This is a genomic window from Algoriella xinjiangensis, from assembly GCF_900115015.1.
Taxonomy (GTDB): domain Bacteria; phylum Bacteroidota; class Bacteroidia; order Flavobacteriales; family Weeksellaceae; genus Empedobacter; species Empedobacter xinjiangensis.
This window is the reverse complement of the sequence record NZ_FOUZ01000005.1, coordinates 206,910-226,439: the sequence shown is the minus strand read 5'-3', so window position 1 is coordinate 226,439 and position 19,530 is coordinate 206,910. Positions and strand designations below refer to the sequence as shown.

The following is a 19,530-nucleotide window of genomic DNA, read 5'->3' as shown; positions in this document are numbered from 1 at the left end:
TACATTTGCAAATACAAAATTACATTTAATTTTCAGAAAAAATGACATTTGAACAAAGGATTTCAGCATTTAATGAGTTAGGTCAGTTTTTTAATTTTATTATAGATAACGAACCGACTACGGATGAAAAATTGACTCAAAAATTTGAGAAATGGAAAGAGGAAGCTGAAAGTGCAATTCGCAATGCAGAAGCGCACAACAATTGGTTTATAAAAGAAAATACTACACTTGCTTTTAAAAGCTGGGCGACTGCCTTAACAACTGAAAATTTAACAAATTGGACAAAAGATTATCCGTTTGCTAAACAAGCCAAAAATGTAGGAATAATAATGGCTGGTAATATTCCGTTAGTTGGTTTTCACGATATGCTTTCGGTTGTAATTTCAGGAAATAATGCGTTAATCAAAACATCGTCTAAAGATGATAAATTGATGAAATTTGTGATAAAATATCTTTATTCTATTGATGAAGAATTTGAATCAATCATAAAAATTATTGAGCGTTTACAAAATTTTGACGCTGTTATTGCGACAGGAAGTAACAACACAGCGCGCTATTTTGAACAATATTTTTCTAAAGTTCCGAATATCATTCGTAAAAACAGAACTTCAGTTGCTGTGCTAAATGGAACAGAAACGACAGAAGAATTAACAAAATTGGCTGATGATATTTTTAATTATTTCGGATTAGGTTGCAGAAATGTAACGAAGATTTATTTGAATGATGAAAAACAAATTCCAACCGTTTTTGAATCGTTATATGATTGGGGCGTAAAAGTAATTAATCATCCAAAATATGCGAATAATTACGATTATAATCGTGCAATTTATTTGTTAGGAAAAGATGATTTCTTAGACAATAATTTTGTTTTACTTAAAAAAGACACCAATTTACATTCGCCAATTGCTGTTGTTAATTTTGAGATTTATAAGGATATTAATGATGTTAAAAATTATTTAATAGAGAACGAAGATCATATACAATGTGTGGTTGGACATGATATGAAAGAAAATCCAAATCATGTAGAATTTGGGCAAACGCAGTTTCCTAAACTTACAGATTACGCGGATAATATTGATACACTACAATTTTTAGCAGAAATATAAAACAAAAAAATCCTCACAAATTGTGAGGATTTTTTTTATCTATTTATCAATTTCGATGATTTTTTATTCATTAAAAAGTTGCTGCACCAGCAGTTTGATTTTGTAATTTTCTATCAACATTTGTCTTTTTACCCGTCGAAAAATCATAACTAAAACCTAATACAAACATATTTTTATTGTTCCAAATTTGGGTATGACTTGTATAATCTACCAAACTTTCTGACAAAGATTTTGTTTTATATTCCGAAGGCATTCCAATCCAATACATTCCGGTTGAAAAAGTAAAATTCTGCTTTTTATAACTCATAAAAAGATGATTATTGTTTTCGTTTGTGCTTAGAAAAGCACCGTTTAATGTATATGTCGGAATGTTAAACATATAATTTACACTAAAGTTTTTATAAACAGATGCTATCGAGAAATAATTACCTATATAATCATTTTTAATCGTTTTTCCTTCTTTCGTTTTTACACTTTCTGAAGATGGCGATAAAACAATTTTCAGTGTTAATAAATCTGTTCCAAATGGTTTTACAGAACCTGAAACTTGCACACCATATTGTTGCGAATTTTGAGCATTTTCGTATGTTTCGGCAAAACCAATTAACTTATTATCTGAATTATAAATTTCTTTATATAACCCATTTATTGCATCTTTTCTGTACCAATAAAACGCATTTGCATTGATATCTATATATTTAGAATTGTATGAATAAATTAAATTATTACCAAAAGATTTCTGAATTTTAAGAAATGGATTTCCTGTTTTTACTATGTTTGGAACGACTTGTATTACATTACTACTCAATTCATCACTATAAATAGTTCTTGGTTTATACGAACTTGTAAATCGCAAGCTTTGATTTTTTGCCAATTCATAACCCAAAACTAATTTCGGCGTAAATACCCAATTATTTGTACTTTCTTCTTTACTTTGATTATGAATATTTGTAATTCCTGCGCCTAAACGGTACATTAATTTCTTGGTTTTTCCTGAAAATTCTGAATAAAAATACTGTTCCAAATAATTTACATTGTAATTATCTGTACCCAATAAATTTTCGAGATTATTATCAATTGAGTTATTCGAAATACGATAACCTGAGCTTAATTTTCCTTTTGTAAAATCATGTGTATGCGCAATTTCTCCAACCAAACCAGTTTGCTTTGCTTTTAAATTGGTGATGTATTGATAAACTTCTTCGTTTGTATTCGTTTTCCATTCATGAGAAAAATTATATGAATTCGTCGTGTAATCTGCTCCAACAAAATTTAAACTAACTTCATCTTTTTTACCAAATTTTCTAGAATAATATAAATCTAAAGTTGGTTTTGTATAATGTTGATTATTGTGTTTATAAACGGTATGTTGTTCTGAGTTTTGATTCGTAAAAAAATTACTATTACCATTAACATCAGAAAAACTTGTCAAAATATCTAAATTTAACTTTGCTTGAAATGTATATTTATCCGAATCTGTATTTGTATATCTTAAAAGCACATTTTGATAGGTATAACCAAAATGATCAAATCTATTTTCATCCGTTTTATAATTAACCATTTCATCTAAATCATTTGGCAAAGTATAAGCGTAAGAATTGTTATTTTCGCGGTTATCATAATCTCTCAAATTAATCGAATATTCTAATCCAAAATTATTTTTACCTCGTGTAATATTCGCATAAGCCGAACCATTTACAAAACCTGTTGACAAAGCCGAGGTCAAATCTGTACCAAAAACATAACCATTTTCGGGATTTTTAGTGACTAAATTAACCACTTGATCTACTCGATTTGAATAACGTGCAGGTGGAATATCAAAATATTCTACACGAACAACATCTTGCGGTTTTATAGATTTTATTTGATTGTCTGTTGCCTCAACTCCATTAATTAACATCAAAGTTGTTCCACCTTTTATACTTTTTATTGTATTAGAAATTGGATCGACATTCAATTCTGGTAAAGTATTTAATAAATCTTTTGCATAGCGTGCCTTATCCAAAGCATCTTTATCAAACGTATAAACCGCCTTGTCCGCAAACATCTTTTTACGTTGCGATTTTATCAAAACTTCTTTTATTTCGATTGGATTATAATCTGTCGAATCTTGTTTTTCTTCTACTTGTGCAAAAGAAAAAATAGCTGTTAAGGAAATGGCAAGTACAAAAAAATTTCTCATAGTTTATATTTTTATGCTATTAACAAATATTGTGTTATTCTTAAGACGTGAGAACTTAGAAAATGTTACACTATTTTTGAAATTATTTTCGATAACTTTAACCTGAATAAATAATCAATTTTGAAAAAATCAGTTTTAATTCTTCTCCTATTTTTAGGATTTAACCTAACAAATGCACAAGAAATAGCATCTATACCTTTAACAGAATATAAGGTAGAAAGTTTTCAGACTTCTTTGGTTACAAAAAAAATGATGTTTGATTGGTTCGGAAAATGGGACAAAGTTGCCTACACAAAAAACAATGATATCATTTTAATTTGGACAAATAGAAAGATAATTAATGAAGCAAATGAAACTTTTATGATTATTACTTCGAGCAAAGAAAATGAAGACGAAATGTATGGAACAATACAAATTTTGAGTAGTAATAACCAAGATGCATTAGCCGAAAATTCGCCTTATCGTGAATATTTAACGGAGTTTTTGAAAACCATTTCGAAACAAGAGAATAAAAATAAAAAATTTTATAAAGAATATTTAAAAGTTGAGTATTAATGATGTGTTTCATGTGATTCTGAAACAAGTTGTTAAATTGAATTTAGTTAATCTTCGCATTGCAGAAAACTCAATTATTTTATCACAAAAAAATCCCTTCAATTACTTGAAGGGATTTTATATATTAATTAATCTCTTAATTATTTCGTTTGAAGAAAGAATCCACAAATTCCATTTTATTGAAAGCTTGTAAATCATTAATTCCTTCGCCTACTCCAATATATTTTACAGGAATCTGAAATTGATCAGAAATACCAATCACAACACCACCTTTTGCAGTTCCATCTAATTTTGTAACGGCTAAAGCTGTAACTTCTGTTGCTTGTGTAAATTGTTTCGCTTGCTCGAAAGCATTTTGACCTGTTGAACCATCTAACACCAACAAAACTTCGTGCGGCGCATCTGGAATAACCTTTTGCATAACTCGTTTTATTTTTGTCAACTCATTCATCAAATTTACTTTATTGTGCAAACGTCCCGCTGTATCAATCAAAACAACATCTGCATTTTGCGCAACTGCCGATTGAATTGTATCAAACGCAACCGAAGCCGGATCTGAACCCATCGCTTGTTTTACGATTGGCACATCTGCACGCTCTGCCCAAATAACCAACTGATCTACCGCTGCTGCACGAAAAGTATCTGCTGCTCCTAAAACAACTTTCAACCCATTCGCTTTAAATTGAGAAGCTAATTTACCAATTGTTGTCGTTTTACCAACTCCATTTACACCAACCACCATAATTACATACGGCACGTTTTTCTTTGGAATTGTAAAACCATTTGTATCTTCTATATTGTTTTCGGAAAGTAGACCTGCGATTTCTTCTCGCAGAATAAGATCTAATTCAGAAGTTGAAACATATTTGTCTCTTTCAACACGCTCTTCTATTCTTCGAATAATTTTCACGGTTGTTTCTACGCCGACATCAGATGAAATTAATACTTCTTCTAGATCATCTAAAACCTCATCATCTACTTTTGATTTACCTACAACTGCGCGGCTAATTTTATCAAAAAAAGACGATTTTGATTTCTCTAGACCTTCATCTAATTTGTCTTTGTTTTCTTTACCTAATATCTTTTTGAACCAACTCATTAAAAGTTAATTTATCTTAAAATTCTGTACGAAGATACATAAAATTAAAGGAAATAAAAAAGCTGCTCTTTTTAGAGCAGCTTTTATTAACCTTAATATTTTTTTGTTAAGCTAATAATTATTTTGCGTAGAATGCATCTACTTCGTCAGCGTTAACTACTTTTTCTACGAATACGTAAGCTCCAGATTTAGGAGATTTTACCATTCTAATTACTTTGGTCATTTTCTTAGACCCTGTTTGAAGGGTTGCTACTGTCTTTTTTGCCATCGTCTAAAATTTTATTATTTGATCTCCTTGTGAACTGTATACTTTTTCAATACTGGGTTGAATTTTTTCAACTCAATACGATCTGGAGTATTTTTTTTGTTTTTTGTAGTGATGTAGCGAGACATTCCTGGCATACCACTCTCTTTATGCTCTGTACATTCTAAAATAACCTGTACTCTGTTTCCTTTTTTTGCCATGGTGTATTAAATTATTTGATTAAACCTTCTTTACGTCCACGTCTAACAGCCTCATCAACACCTACTTTGTTGATAGTTTTTAAACCGTGTGCAGAAACTCTTAAAGTAATCCACTCACCAGCTTCTGGCATAAAAAATTTCTTTGTGAACAAATTCACTTCAAAAGTGCGTTTTGTTTTATTATTAGCATGAGAAACATTGTTTCCCACTAATCTCTTCTTACCTGTAATCTGACAAATTTTTGACATCTTATATTTACTTATTGTCTTATTTTAAACGGAGTGCAAAGTAACAATTTATATCTTACTTATACAACAGTTTAAGGTTATTATTTAATATTTTTTTTCTTAACTTGCTTATATAGTAACTTCTGAGCGAGTGTATAAGCTAAGATAATTCCCATTATCAATAAAGCTACTCTTGCTAATACGTCACCATATTTTGTATAAAACGTTAACTCACTATTCATCAAAACTGTACCATTTAAGGCACCTTGCTCTCCATAAGGTAATGATTTCATTATGTCTCCTCGCTGATTAACGAAAGCCGAAACCCCTGAATTTGCTGATCTAACAATAGCGCGTCTATTTTCAATAGCTCTTAAATTACCATATAATAGTAATTGTCGATGACCATCAGTAGAGCCCCACCAAGAATCGTTGGTCATTGTGAATAAAACATTTGCGCCTTCTCTCACATATTCTGTTGTGTATTCTCCGTAAATAGATTCGTAACATATAATCGGAGCAACAGCGGCTGCATTTGTTTTATTTTTGAAAACAGAACGATTAGGTTGTGTACCTAATGTTTTTGTTGTGCCGCCAAAGTTAAGCATAAATTCTCCAATAATTGGCATTAAAAATGAACGATATGGAAAATTTTCTACTCCTGGCACTAATTTACTTTTGTGATAGATCTGAATAGAATCGTTAGAACCTAATTGTAATGCAGAGTTATAGGCGTCGTACCATGTAATTCCGTCTTTCATTACTGAGGCAGATTCTGTTGCTAAAGATGCTACTGGATAAATTCGCATAACCGATGCGCCCGTTACAAAATGTAAATCTTTTTTACTATTTGTCCATTGCTGAATATCTTGAATGATTAAATCATTGTATAAATTATCAAAAACTAAGGCAGATGAGCCAGGAATTGCAGTTTCTGGTGCTACAACAAATTGTGTATTGGGTTGCATATTTTTTACAGCCAATTGTTTTAGCTCGTCATAAATCTGCAAACCATCTTTCATATACTTTTCGTTATATGGATCTAAATCTGGTTGAAGAATCAAGGCGTGTAATGCTTTTCCTTTTTCTTCGTAGTTGGCATAAATAATATATGATATCCCGATTGGAACAGCTATTAATAATCCTCCAAAAATTCCTAATTTATTTAGATAGTTTATTTCCTTCTTATTAATGTATGCTGTCAAATAATAAAAGATAACTAAATTGGTTACCCAAATCCACAATGTTCCTCCAAAAGTACCGGTGTATTCGTACCATTGTACCCATTCGTACCATTTTGCAAACCCGTTACCTAAATTAAACCACGGCCAAGTTAATTCCCAATTTAAATGTAGTTTCTCAAAACTAATCCAAATTGCAGGCAAAAAAACAAGTCCATATATATTACCTGCTTTTGTTTTTACCCAATGATAAATTTGAAAAACAATTGACATAAAAAATGCGTTGGCTATAACTGGAATCAAATAAGCCAACCACGAATTTTGTAAATCACCATTTGCATCGGTTTCTTTTGCAAAATGCAACCACCAAATTACAATAGCATTCCATATAATGAAGGCTAAAAATGATAATCCAAAAATTTTGCGTCCCTTCTTTTTAAATTCTGCGCGTTGCGAGATCTGATGCTCTGTTAACAACAACGGAACAAAAGCTATGAATAATAACAAAGGAAAACCGTGCGATGGCCAACCTGCTGTTAATAATAATCCTGAAGCTATTGCGTATGCAATGTATTTTTTCATGCGACAAATTTAATGTATCATCCATCAATAATCGATGATATTTGTTTGGTCTATTTTATTTTACGATTGATGTTTTTATGTAATAATTTGGATTAACCTCTACATCCGAAACTTTTTTTATAGTTGATTGATTAAGCACTTGCCAATCTTTTGTTGGATAGATTGTAATCTCCGAATTATTTAATCGCAAAGGCATTTTAAAACCTTCGACAATAGTAGTATATCTGTAAATAATTTGATTATCTTCTTGTTTAATTTCTAGGGTCGGAATATCAATTGTTCTTAAATATTGATTGAAAAATGCAGTTAAATCTAATCCCGAATTTTGTGCAATATAATTTTCTATTTGCGCTGTAGTTACAGTTTGATGATAAAATTCTTTGTTCAAACCACGTAAAATTCCTCTAAACTTTACATCATCATTCAACCAAGTTCGCAACGTATGAATCATATTTGCGCCTTTGTAATACATATCGCCACTACCTTCTTGGTTTACGCCGTAAACACCAATAATCGGAATATCATTTTGAATTGCATTTTGTGTTCCGCGCACATATTCGTCCGCAGCTTTTTTACCATAATAGGTTTCTGTAAATAAGGTTTCAGAATAAGCAGTAAACGATTCATGAATCCACATATCAGCAACATCTTTCTCTGTAATATTATTTCCAAACCATTCGTGACCAGCTTCGTGAACAATTATAAAATCCCATTTTAATCCCCAACCAGAACCTGACAAATCGCGACCTAAATATCCATTTTTGAATTTATTACCATATGCAATTCCAGATTGATGTTCCATACCCAAATGTGGTGCATCAATAATTTTGAACGAATCTTCGTAAAAAGGATAAGGTCCAAACCAATATTCAAAACTTTTTAGCATCAATTTAGCTTGTTCAAACTGTATTTTTGCTTTTTCTAAATTATAATCTAAAACATAATAATTTAAATCAAGTTTTCCTTTTTCGCCTTGATATGTATCTTTAAAGTTGACATAATTCCCGATATACGGAATAATATTATAATTGTTGATTGGATTGACAACTTTCCATTTATAAATCTTTTTATCTTTAATTGTCTTTTCCGAAACTAAACGTCCATTACCAACACCAACCAAATCTTTTGGCGTCACAATTTCTAGTTCCATTCCATTATCGGGTTCATCACCCAAATAATCCTTGTTCGGAAACCACGCACTTGCTCCTAAACCTTGTACTGCAACAGACATCCAATCTCTACCTTTTTCGTCTTTGGTAAAAATCCAACCGCCATCCCAAGGCGCTTTTATTGCAACACGAGGATTTCCTTGATACTGCAATTCTAACAGATTATCTTTTGCTTTTAATTTTTTACCAACTGTAATAAAGTAAACATTTCCGTCATGTTTAAATTCTTTAATATCTTGTCCATTCAGCTTTACATGTACAATTTTCATTGGTTCTTGCAAATCTATCTGAATCAAATCCGAACCTTGTTTTGCCGAAATATCAAACGTAATTGTAGACGTTCCTTTTATAGATTTTGTACTAAAATCTGGCTCTACATTTACTTTATAATGTTTAACATCCCACCAATTACGAAACTCATTATTTGTTCCACGAAGTGAATCTTGGCGTGTAAATTCTTTTTTATGATTTAAAACTTGTGCATTTGTAGTTATCGATAACAATCCAAGTATAAGCAATAATTTCTTCATAGTCATTTTTAAAACATATCAAAAATAACATTATATATTTGATTAATAAGCGAAAAATATGATTACTGAAAATTTTAAAGAGAGAATAAATTATTTAAAAAAGAATAAACTTATTGTAGAAGCTTTGTATGAAATTTTAGATTTATTTGATTTAAAACACAGCGATTTTACAGGTTTTACATTTCGAGAAGAAATCAATCCGCGAGGTTTATTGTTAACTGCCGAAGGCGATGAAACTACTGGAATTACAATTCGTGTTCCGCGTAATATTTTGAATTTTGACTTGATTTTAGTTACAAATTTATTGATGCACGAGATTTTTCATGTTTATCAACGATCAGGCAAAAATCAAATAGAAAGTCGCGAAGAACGCGAATGGCAAGCTTATAACGAAATGTTGTTTCACGATAAATTTCCGAAAGTTCCAAAACTTGCCAACTTTTATGTCAAACAATTTGGCGAAAAAGCATTGACATATTATGCAAAAATGTCAGACGAATTAAAAAATCAATATAAAGATGAAAAAAATCGGTTAGAAACACTTTTAACTAGTTTTGAAAAGGAAACTAAATCCGAAGAAAAAAAGGATGAACAAACAATTTCGTGGTCTGATTTTGAGAAAATCGACATGCGTGTTGGGACAATTGTAAAAGTGAATGATTTTCCGAAAGCAAGAAATCCAGCATATCAATTAGAGATAGATTTTGGAATATTGGGCATCAAAAAAAGTTCGGCTCAAATTACAGCTTTGTATAAAAAGGAAGATTTAATGGATAAACAAATAATTGCAGTTGTTAATTTCCCAAAGAAACAAATTGCCACATTTATGAGCGAATGTTTGGTAATGGGTGTTTATGGCGACAATAATGATATTGTATTGCTTAATCCTGAACGAAAAGTTGTAAACGGAAGCAAAATTGGCTAAACAAATTATGTCATAAACCTCATCAAAAGACATATAAAATAAAATTTGAGTTATCATTTTATAAAGCTTGTGACAACTTGTCATAAAAAACGAAGAATTTGATGATTATTTTACGTTGGCACAAAGATTGTCTATCTGTTGTAGCATCATTTTTGATATGATGAAGAACTATAGAAAAACATTTAATAATATAAATAACAAAATAAGATGAGCAAAATAATCGGAATCGACTTAGGTACAACAAATTCATGTGTCTCTGTAATGGAAGGTAGTGAACCAGTTGTAATTCCAAATGCAGAAGGTAAAAGAACTACTCCATCTATCGTAGCATTCGTAGAAGGAGGAGAAATTAAAGTTGGAGATTCAGCTAAACGTCAAGCTGTAACTAACCCTACAAAAACGATTTATTCTATTAAACGTTTCATGGGAACTAAGTTTAATAACGATGCAAATGAAATTGGTCGTGTTCCTTATAAAGTTGTAAAAGGAAATAATGACACTCCAGGTGTAGATATTGACGGACGTATTTATACGCCACAAGAAATCTCGGCAATGATTTTACAAAAAATGAAAAAAACTGCTGAAGATTACTTAGGTCAAGAAGTTACAAGAGCGGTAATTACTGTTCCTGCATACTTTAACGATGCACAACGTCAAGCAACAAAAGAAGCTGGAGAAATTGCAGGTTTAAAAGTTGAACGTATCATTAACGAACCAACTGCAGCTGCTTTAGCATACGGATTAGACAAAGCACATTCAGATAAAAAAATCGCTGTTTACGATTTAGGAGGAGGAACTTTTGACGTTTCTATCTTAGAATTAGGAGATGGTGTTTTCGAAGTATTATCTACAAACGGTGATACACATTTAGGAGGTGATGATTTTGATGATGCAATTATCAATTGGTTAGCTTCAGAATTTCAAGCAAAAGAAAATGTTGATTTGAAAAAAGATCCAATGGCTTTACAACGTTTACGTGAGGCTGCTGAGAAAGCTAAAATCGAATTATCTTCTTCTGCACAAACAGAAATTAATTTACCATACGTTACAGCTAACGAAACAGGACCAAAACACTTAGTAGAAACTTTAACTCGTTCAAAATTTGATCAGTTAACAGAAAGCTTAGTAAAACGCTCTATGGATCCTTGTCAAAAAGCTTTATCTGACGCTGGTTTATCAATTAGTGATATTGACGAAGTAATTTTAGTTGGTGGATCTACACGTATCCCTAAAATCCAAGAAGAAGTAGAAAAATTCTTCGGTAAAAAACCATCAAAAGGAGTTAATCCTGATGAAGTTGTTGCTGTAGGTGCTGCTATTCAAGGTGGTGTATTAACAGGTGATGTAAAAGACGTATTATTATTAGACGTTACACCATTATCTTTAGGTATCGAAACTTTAGGAGGTGTTTTCACTAAATTAATTGAAGCGAATACAACTATTCCTACTAAAAAATCTGAAACTTTTTCTACGGCTGCAGATAATCAACCAGCTGTAACATTAAGAATTGGACAAGGAGAGCGTGCTTTATTTAATGATAACAAAGAAATTGGTCGTTTTGACTTAGTAGATATTCCACCAGCACAAAGAGGTGTTCCTCAAATCGAAGTAACATTTGATATTGATGCGAATGGTATCTTAAGTGTTTCTGCAAAAGATAAAGGAACTGGAAAAGAGCAATCAATCAAAATTGAAGCATCTTCTGGTTTATCTGAAGCTGATATCGAAAGAATGAAGAAAGAGGCGCAAGAAAATGCTGCTAAAGATGAAGAAGCAAAAGAGAAAATTGAAAAAGTAAATGCTGCTGACGCTTTAATCTTTCAAACAGAAAAACAATTAACTGAATACGGAGAAAAAATTCCGGCTGATAAAAAACAACCTATCGAGGATGCTTTAGCTGAAGTTAAGTCGGCACACGCTGCACAAGACATCGCTGCTATTGATGCTTCTATGGAAAAATTAAACACAGCTTGGAATGCCGCTTCTGAAGAAATTTATGCTGCAATGAACGAAGGTCAACAAGGTGGTGCGCAAGCTCAACCAGGTGCTGATCAAGGTCAAGCTAAAAATGACGGAGTAGAAGACGTAGACTTCGAAGAAGTTAAATAATCGAATTTATTTCATTATTCAAATAGAAAAAAGCGACTCAAATTTGAGTCGCTTTTTTTATTTATTCTATTTTCTCTATAATATCATAACTAATTGTATTGGCTATTTTTTCAAAAAACTTGTCATCATCTACAATTTTCTCTTTACGATAGGTTTCTAAAGTAATTGAATTATCATTATTCAGTTTGACTATTTTTTCTTCTAAAACATCGTCATTTATATAAAACTGAATACGATTATCAATCAATCTCCAATTAGTTAAGCGTGGTTCACTTGGAAAACAATCACCATTACTTCCTTCAAAATAGCTGTATATCGCATATCCATTATCCCAAATAGAATAATTTCGCAGTAATCTACAATTATCAAAATCTTTATTCACTTTTTTGCCATCTTCAAAAAAGCCAGATTCTTTTAATTTCCAAAAACCTACAACATCATTTTGTTTTATCGATTGAGCAAATAAACTAGAGCTCACCACTAGAAAGAAAATTACCAATTGTTTTTTCATCTGTTTTTATTAGTTGTAGTAAATATACTTTTTAATTATACATTACATTTCAAACTGAGATTAAAATATAATGTATAATTATTATCCTAGAATTTATATCGTAATGTTGTCATTAATTGACGAGGCGCAATAGGATTTACACTGTAATTTTCGTGTACATTATAATTCAATTCATTTGTTATGTTAGATAATTTACTTAACAATGAGAATTTTTTCCAATGATAACCTAACGAAACATCAATTGTTGTATAACCTTCTAAAGGAATTTCGCGATCAAGGATTCCGTTTGGTTGAGAAGCATCAACTTGATTGTTCCAACCTCCTACTCGTTTTCCGATATAATTTCCGATAGCTCCTACAGAAAAACCTTTTAATGCACCATTTTGCATCGTATAAAAGAAACTTAAATTAGCCGTATTTGCAGGCGTTCTTACTAAACGATCTCCAACTATAAAACTACCTTTTAGCCCAGACGTTTTTGTATAACGCATATCATTATAACTATATCCCGCCATAATGCTTAATCCAACAATAGGACGAGCCGTAACATCTACTTCTATTCCTTTACTTTTTGTTGCACCGCTCAAAACTTTAATTGTTGTATCAGTATTTAATGATCCGTCTGCTTTAAACTCTGCTGTTTGCGCTAAATTATCATTTGTAATTTGATACAAAGTAACATTTGTGCTTAACAATCCTTTCCAAAAATCAGTTTTAACACCAACTTCATATTGGTCAATAATTGATGGTTTTATCGCTTGTAAATCTACTGTTGTACCAGAATTTGGCGTAAACGAATTAGAGTAACTTGCAAAAATTGCCATATCTTTTATTGGCTGATAAACTAACCCAACTTTTGGTGTAAAAGCTTGATCGACACGTTTACCATCTACTTTAACCTCAATAGGATTTTTTGTTAAATCCTCTGTTGTTACTTGTGCTTCTTGCCAAGACCAACGTAAACCAGCTAAAACTTTAATTTTATCTGTAACCGAAATTAAATCTTGAAAATAGACTCCAAAACGATTTGTTTTCGTTTTTACAATTCGTGTATTTTTTGCATCTGGAATTGCTCCACCTTGATCAAAATTCTCAAAATCAAAAACATTTCCGCTTCCGTAAGTTTTTGGATCAAAAACAAATGTGTACGCTTTTGCAGCCGAATTATCAAAATCTACACCTGTCATTAATTGGTGTTTTATACTTCCTGTCTTAAAATTACCTTGCAAATTAAGTTGCTCTGCATACAATTGCTCCGTATTTTTATTTTGACCTAATGCACGTGCCCAATTTCCTTTTGCATCTGGCGTTATACGCTCAGTTCCTTTAGATTTTCTATCATAATCTTGGAAAGATGTATTGAAATTAAGTTTCCAGTTTTCGTTAAATTCATGTTTTACCAACGCACTTGCACTCGCTTGACGCGTTTGACCATTTGACCAAACCGCACCTAAATAAGTACTTCTAGGCAAATCTAAAATATCTTTTCCGATGATTGCTGTACCAAAATCTGGCGTCCAATCATCATGTAAATAATCGGCTTGTAAAACGATTTCTGTTCTGTCTGATACTTTAAATAATAACGACGGATTAACATAAAAACGTTCTCTTTTTACAACATCTCTAAAACTTTCAGAATTTTCGTAAGAACCCGTAAAACGGTATGCAATGTTGTTATTTATTGGTCCATACAAATCTATTGCTGGTTTATAAAAAGCATTACTACCCGCTTGCATACTAACTTCGCCACCGCTTGTAAATTTTGGTTTTTTAGTTACCATATTCAAAATTCCACCTGGAGCAACATTCCCAAAAAGTAAAGCTGCGCTTCCTTTTAAAACCTCAACTCTTTCTAAAGATGAAACTTCTGGCATAGAACCATTGTTGAAACGAAACCCATTTTTGAACATATTGTTAGATGACATATCATAACCTCTTGACCAAAAAGATTCTTGTGCCGCACCACGCGCAGATCCTACATAAACACCGTTTACATTTTTTACAACATCACTTAATTTTATCGCTTGTTGTTGTTCTATTGTTTGATTACCAATAATCTGAATACTTTGCGGCAAATCCATCGCTTTGATGTCTAAACCTGACAATACATTTTCTCTTTTCTTATTTGGCGAATCATTAATTTTAATCACAAGTTCGCTTAAAGATGTAATATCTTCGTTCAGAATAAATGTAACATTACTTACTTGATTAGCTTGTACATCAACCGCTTTTGTTTGTTTTTTAAGTCCTGTACCTTCTAAAGTTATTGAGTGATGACCTTCTGGAAAATTTTCAAAGCGAAATTCTCCATCTTCGTTTGTTTCAGTAGAAACTGCTGGTTTTCCCATTTTAATTACAATTCCAGAAATTGGATAACCATCAGAAGATGTAATTTTTCCTTCGATAATTCCTGTGTTTTGCGCATGCAAACATATCGAGGAGAATAAGAGAATTAGTAGAAATTTGATTTGGTAGCTCATATTTTGTTTTTATTTGGAATAGTTAAAAATAATGTCGCAAATGTAGAGTTTCTTCCAAACTACACAAAATTTATTTAGAATAATTAAAATTAGATTCAATAAATTGATTTACAGCAAAATAAACCAATATTTTATCGGTTTAAAATTGGTTATTTTATATACAAATTACGAAATTTATTCATACCGGAATAATGATTTTTCTTAAAAACGTTAATAACTTTAACTTTTATGACTTTTTGCATTTCTATAAAATATCATTCATTGTATTCATAAAACTGACAAAAGAAAGTCTACTTAAATTTGAAGTACTATTTGCGATAACTATTTTATATAAAACTCATTATCAATTCATTTTCATCTAATCATAAAAAAACCACAGAAAATACTTATTTTTGGATTGATTTTGGTAATAAACCAACAATCAAATAAAACTTATATGAAAAAATTAGTATTCGTGATGGCTGTTTTAATGGCAGTTGTTTCATGTAAAAAAGACGATAAAGTAGTAGGCAAAGATAAAGACGGAAAAGAATTGGTGGTGAATGAAAAAGGTGATACAGTTGCCAAAACAGAAACACAAGATTCTTTGAAAGTTGAAACGCCAACTGCGCCAAAAGAGGTTGCTGTAGCCAAAGGTGCAGATGGTAAATTTGCTTATAAATATAATTTAGAGATTGGAAAAACATATCCGATGACATTGGCGATTAAAACAACGCATTCGGCATCTGATGGAAAACAATCTCAAAAAATGGTGAGTGAAAGTAAAAAAACGATTGACTATACGGTAAAAGATTTTAAAGATGGTGTTTATACACTTGAAGTAAATTCTAAAAGTTATGGTGAAAAAATGACAGATCCTTCTGGAAAATCAATTTCGTATGACACAAATTCTGCAAAACCTACAAATAAAGATATTGCAGTTTCTTGGTCTATTTACAAAGCGATGACTGGAAAAACATACACAATGAAAGTTGACCAAAAAGGAAAAGTGATTAGTGTAGATGGTTTGGATGCTGTAAAATCATCAATTCTTAACTCTGTTAAAAAACAAGTAACAGCAGAAGAATTCAAATTTTTTACGCAGGTTATCAACAGTTCTTTAAGCAAAGAAGCTTTATCTTCTCAGTTTGAAGAAACAATGAATATCTTTCCAAATAAAACATTAGCTTTAAATGAATCTTGGTCTGATAATCAAAAAATTGATAAAGGTCCAATGAAAGGAAATGTTTCGATGAAAAGAACTTTAACAAGCGTAGAACCTACAAACACAACAATTACAGTTGTAGGAACACAAAAGTTGAAAGGTACAGAAAGTCAACAAGGGATGTCGATGTCTGCGGATAATAATGCAAATGTAGATGGAAAAATTTTGATCGACACACAATCTGGGTGGATCAATAAAGTGAGCTTAACAAAAAAGGAAACATTAAAACGCACAGTTGAAGCGCAAGGTCAAAAACAAACAATGACGGAGTCTGTTACAACTGTCACAACAGTAAATTAAAATGAAAACAATTCTTTGGATCATTATTTTAAGTATAATTTTCTTAACCATTTTTAGATTTTTAAGAAAAGTATTTGTGATTAAAAAAGTGTTTAAAGACGCGATTAATCAACAACAAAATGCTTACAATCAAAGCCAAAATGCAACAAGCAATGGTTCTTATCAAGAGCCTCAAAATAACAACTCATTCGATCAAGCAAAATTTAATATCGAAGCCGAAACGGTAGATTACGAAATAATCGAAGAAGAAAAAAAGGATGAAAAATAAAAAGAATTTACTCTACGTTCTTGTATCATTACTACTTTTTGTGGTAATTGCTTTAGTTTATTGTGCGCCTGTTTTGTCAGGAAAATCGGTTATACAACCCGATATTGTCAACTACAAAGGTAGTGCGCAAGAAATGTTAACGTATCAGGATAAAACGGGCGAAAATGTCTATTGGTCTGACGCCATGTTTGGTGGTATGCCTACATATCAAACGGGTGCGAAATATAGTTTTGATGTGATTAAAACTATCGATGGCGCTTTTAGATTTTTACCTCGTCCTGCGGATTATATCTTTTTATTATTCACCGGATTTTTTATACTTGGATTAACCGTTTTCAAAAATTGGAAATATGCCTTAGTCGGTTCTATTTTCTTTGCATTTGGTTCCTATTATTTCGAATTGATTGCTGCCGGACACAACGGTAAATTACATACAATAGGCTACTTTGCGCCTTTAATTGCAGGTATTTTATTGTTATATCGCAAAAAATACATCAGCGGTTTTGTATTAACCACATTATTTATGGGTTTACAATTGCAAGCAAATCATATCCAAATGACATTTTATTTGTTTTTGGCAATGTTAGTTTTTGCAATCGTTCAATTCTTTGATAGTTTAAAAAAGAAAGAATTACCCGACTTTTTAAAATCATCAGCATTGGTTGTTGTTGCGGTTATTATTGCGGCTGGTTTAAATGCAAATCGTTTACTTTCTACCTACGAATACAGTAAAGAAACGACGAGAGGAAAGTCTGAAATGACTTTACTTAAAAAGAATTCAAATGGTTTAGACCACGATTATATTACACAATGGAGTTATGGAAAATTAGAAACATTAAATCTATTTATTCCAAATCTTATGGGTGGTGGTTCGCAAACAAATCCAGATGATTTAAAAAATTATACTTCAAAATTACAAGACACGCAATATAGTTTAGGAAATGACGAGTTTAATCAACAAGTTTATCAAGCCATAGCAAATCAACCACGAAGTGCTTATTGGGGTGATCAACCTGGTACATCAGGACCCGCTTATCAAGGCGCTGTAGTCGTATTTTTATTTATTATTGGATTATTTATGGTTCGTGGCAAATACGCGACCTATAAAAAATGGTTATTAGGAGCAACACTTTTAAGTATCATTTTGGCATGGGGAAAAAATTTACCATTTATCACCAATCTTTTTATCGATTATTTCCCGATGTATGATAAATTCCGAGCAGTTTCTTCTATCCTAGTTATTGCCGAATTTACAATGCCATTCTTAGCAATTCTTACCTTATATTATTTCTTTAATTCAGAAGAATCAGAGGAATTCAAAAAGAAAGTGTTATACTTTGCTGGAGGAGGAACAGTTGCAGTCTTAATCATTTTCTATTTATTTGGCGGAATGTTATTTCCTTTTGCCACAGAAAGTGATAAAATGATGTCCGAACAATTTTTAGGAGCCATACAACAAGCCAATCCAAACGCTGTTGGTTTCTGGGACGGAATGATAAAACAATTGGACGAAGCTTTAATTGAAGACCGAATTCAAATGTTTAAATCTGATACATTAAGAACTTTAATTTTTGTTCTTTTAACATTAGGTTTTTTATTGGCTTATCAATTAAAATACATCAAAAACGCAACAATCGTAGTTTTAACAATTGGAGCTTTGGCTTTGATTGATGGAATGACAGTGAATAAGCGTTATTTAAACGAAGATAATTTTGTTTCTAAATACATTGTTGATAATCCTTTTCCAACGGAATTATCGCCACGTTTAGAAACCGAAGCTACAAATAATAATCATGTTGCGCAGATTGCTTATAAGATTCCATTAAACAAAATGTTATCTGAAATCTCGAAGCAAGATAAATCTCATTTCCGTGTTTACAATACGGTTTTAAGTACTTTTAACGAAGCAGGAACTTCTTACTTTGTTCCTTCTATTGGAGGTTACCACGCTGCGAAATTGGGTAAATACCAAGATGTTGTCGACATTTATTTTTCACAAGATCCACGTCTAAAACAATATGGAGTAAAAGATGAAACTGGTTTAATCAACGTCTTGAATATGATGAATACAAAATACATTATTCATGGCGATGTTACTCAACCAGAAGTTCAGAAAAATCCAACTGCATTAGGAAGCGCTTGGTTTACTTCTGCTATAAAATGGACGGAGAATGCAAATGATGAAATTTTAGCCATCAATTCTACGCCAATTAACAATACGGTTATTTTGCGTAAAGATTTGGTTGCAGATAAAAATCTAAAAATTGCAGCAGATTCTACGGCAACTATTCAATTGGTTGATTATTCTCCAATGAAAATGACGTATAAATCAAAATCGAATACAGATCAAATCGCAGTTTTCTCAGAAATTTATTATCCTCATGGTTGGACAGCAACAATTGATGGAAAAGAAGTTCCGATAGAAAAAGCAAACTATGTTTTGAGAGCTGTTCCCGTTTCGAAAGGAGAACATACAATCATTTTTGAGTTTAAACCTCAAGTTATTGCGACAGGAAACATGATTACAATAATCGCTAATATTTTATTGTTAATTGTAGTAGCTGGTGGAATTTACTTAAGCTACAAAAAATGTTCGAAAAAAGACGATTCAACATTAGCCACAGAAAAGGCTTAAAA

16 protein-coding genes are annotated in these 19,530 nt (G+C 31.5%); 7 read left to right on the top strand and 9 right to left on the bottom strand.

Annotated elements, in window-relative coordinates; translation table 11 throughout:
* Nucleotides 1–41 precede the first annotated feature (41 nt).
* Nucleotides 42–1,106: an acyl-CoA reductase gene (locus BM072_RS06475; protein WP_092907700.1), complete on the top strand. Its 1,065-nt coding sequence runs from the start codon at nt 42–44 to the stop codon at nt 1,104–1,106.
* A gap of 70 nt (nt 1,107–1,176) precedes the next feature.
* Here BM072_RS06475 and BM072_RS06470 read toward each other — a convergent pair whose 3' ends face one another.
* Entirely contained in the window at nt 1,177–3,288 is a 2,112-nt protein-coding gene (locus BM072_RS06470) for a TonB-dependent receptor plug domain-containing protein (RefSeq protein WP_092907698.1), read from the bottom strand.
* 120 nt (nt 3,289–3,408) lie between these two features.
* Here BM072_RS06470 and BM072_RS06465 point away from each other — a divergent pair, with 120 nt between their 5' ends.
* Nucleotides 3,409–3,843, top strand: a complete 435-nt coding sequence (locus tag BM072_RS06465; protein WP_092907696.1) for a hypothetical protein — start codon at nt 3,409–3,411, stop codon at nt 3,841–3,843.
* A gap of 136 nt (nt 3,844–3,979) precedes the next feature.
* On the opposite strand, the gene ftsY is transcribed toward BM072_RS06465, so the two are convergent.
* From ftsY to BM072_RS06435, 6 genes are all read right to left on the bottom strand, one after another.
* Nucleotides 3,980–4,942 carry a signal recognition particle-docking protein FtsY gene (gene ftsY, locus BM072_RS06460; protein ID WP_092907694.1) on the bottom strand — a complete coding sequence of 321 codons (963 nt, stop codon included), beginning with the start codon at nt 4,940–4,942 and terminating at the stop codon, nt 3,980–3,982.
* Between the two features lie 118 nt (nt 4,943–5,060).
* Nucleotides 5,061–5,210, bottom strand: coding sequence for a DUF4295 domain-containing protein (locus BM072_RS06455; protein WP_092907692.1), 150 nt, complete (start codon nt 5,208–5,210; stop codon nt 5,061–5,063).
* A gap of 14 nt (nt 5,211–5,224) precedes the next feature.
* Nucleotides 5,225–5,407 (bottom strand): 50S ribosomal protein L33, encoded by a 183-nt coding sequence (gene rpmG / locus BM072_RS06450; RefSeq protein WP_084018523.1) that lies wholly within the window; start codon nt 5,405–5,407, stop codon nt 5,225–5,227.
* Between the two features lie 11 nt (nt 5,408–5,418).
* Entirely contained in the window at nt 5,419–5,655 is a 237-nt protein-coding gene (gene rpmB, locus BM072_RS06445; protein ID WP_092907690.1) for a 50S ribosomal protein L28, read from the bottom strand.
* Between the two features lie 80 nt (nt 5,656–5,735).
* Nucleotides 5,736–7,397: an apolipoprotein N-acyltransferase gene (gene lnt / locus BM072_RS06440; RefSeq protein WP_092907688.1), complete on the bottom strand. Its 1,662-nt coding sequence runs from the start codon at nt 7,395–7,397 to the stop codon at nt 5,736–5,738.
* A gap of 55 nt (nt 7,398–7,452) precedes the next feature.
* Nucleotides 7,453–9,096 carry a M1 family metallopeptidase gene (locus tag BM072_RS06435; protein WP_092907686.1) on the bottom strand — a complete coding sequence of 548 codons (1,644 nt, stop codon included), beginning with the start codon at nt 9,094–9,096 and terminating at the stop codon, nt 7,453–7,455.
* 598 nt (nt 9,097–9,694) lie between these two features.
* Between BM072_RS06435 and BM072_RS06430 the strand changes: the two genes are divergently transcribed.
* Nucleotides 9,695–10,021 carry a tRNA-binding protein gene (locus BM072_RS06430; protein ID WP_260562358.1) on the top strand — a complete coding sequence of 109 codons (327 nt, stop codon included), beginning with the start codon at nt 9,695–9,697 and terminating at the stop codon, nt 10,019–10,021.
* Between the two features lie 207 nt (nt 10,022–10,228).
* Nucleotides 10,229–12,130, top strand: coding sequence for a molecular chaperone DnaK (dnaK, locus tag BM072_RS06425; RefSeq protein WP_092907684.1), 1,902 nt, complete (start codon nt 10,229–10,231; stop codon nt 12,128–12,130).
* Nucleotides 12,131–12,191: 61 nt separating this feature from the next.
* On the opposite strand, the gene BM072_RS06420 is transcribed toward dnaK, so the two are convergent.
* Nucleotides 12,192–12,641, bottom strand: coding sequence for a lipocalin-like domain-containing protein (locus BM072_RS06420; protein WP_092907682.1), 450 nt, complete (start codon nt 12,639–12,641; stop codon nt 12,192–12,194).
* A gap of 86 nt (nt 12,642–12,727) precedes the next feature.
* Nucleotides 12,728–15,121 (bottom strand): TonB-dependent receptor, encoded by a 2,394-nt coding sequence (locus tag BM072_RS06415; RefSeq protein ID WP_092907680.1) that lies wholly within the window; start codon nt 15,119–15,121, stop codon nt 12,728–12,730.
* 436 nt (nt 15,122–15,557) lie between these two features.
* Here BM072_RS06415 and BM072_RS06410 point away from each other — a divergent pair, with 436 nt between their 5' ends.
* Genes BM072_RS06410 through BM072_RS06400 form a run of 3 tightly spaced genes read left to right on the top strand, consistent with a single transcriptional unit; the run spans nt 15,558 to nt 19,528 of the window.
* Nucleotides 15,558–16,625, top strand: coding sequence for a DUF6263 family protein (locus BM072_RS06410; RefSeq protein ID WP_245752065.1), 1,068 nt, complete (start codon nt 15,558–15,560; stop codon nt 16,623–16,625).
* A gap of 1 nt (nt 16,626) precedes the next feature.
* A complete protein-coding gene (locus BM072_RS06405; protein WP_092907678.1) occupies nt 16,627–16,893 on the top strand; it encodes a hypothetical protein in 267 nt (88 codons plus the stop codon).
* Nucleotides 16,883–19,528 carry a YfhO family protein gene (locus BM072_RS06400; protein WP_092907676.1) on the top strand — a complete coding sequence of 882 codons (2,646 nt, stop codon included), beginning with the start codon at nt 16,883–16,885 and terminating at the stop codon, nt 19,526–19,528. Before BM072_RS06405 ends, BM072_RS06400 begins: the two co-directional genes overlap by 11 nt.
* Nucleotides 19,529–19,530 lie beyond the last annotated feature (2 nt).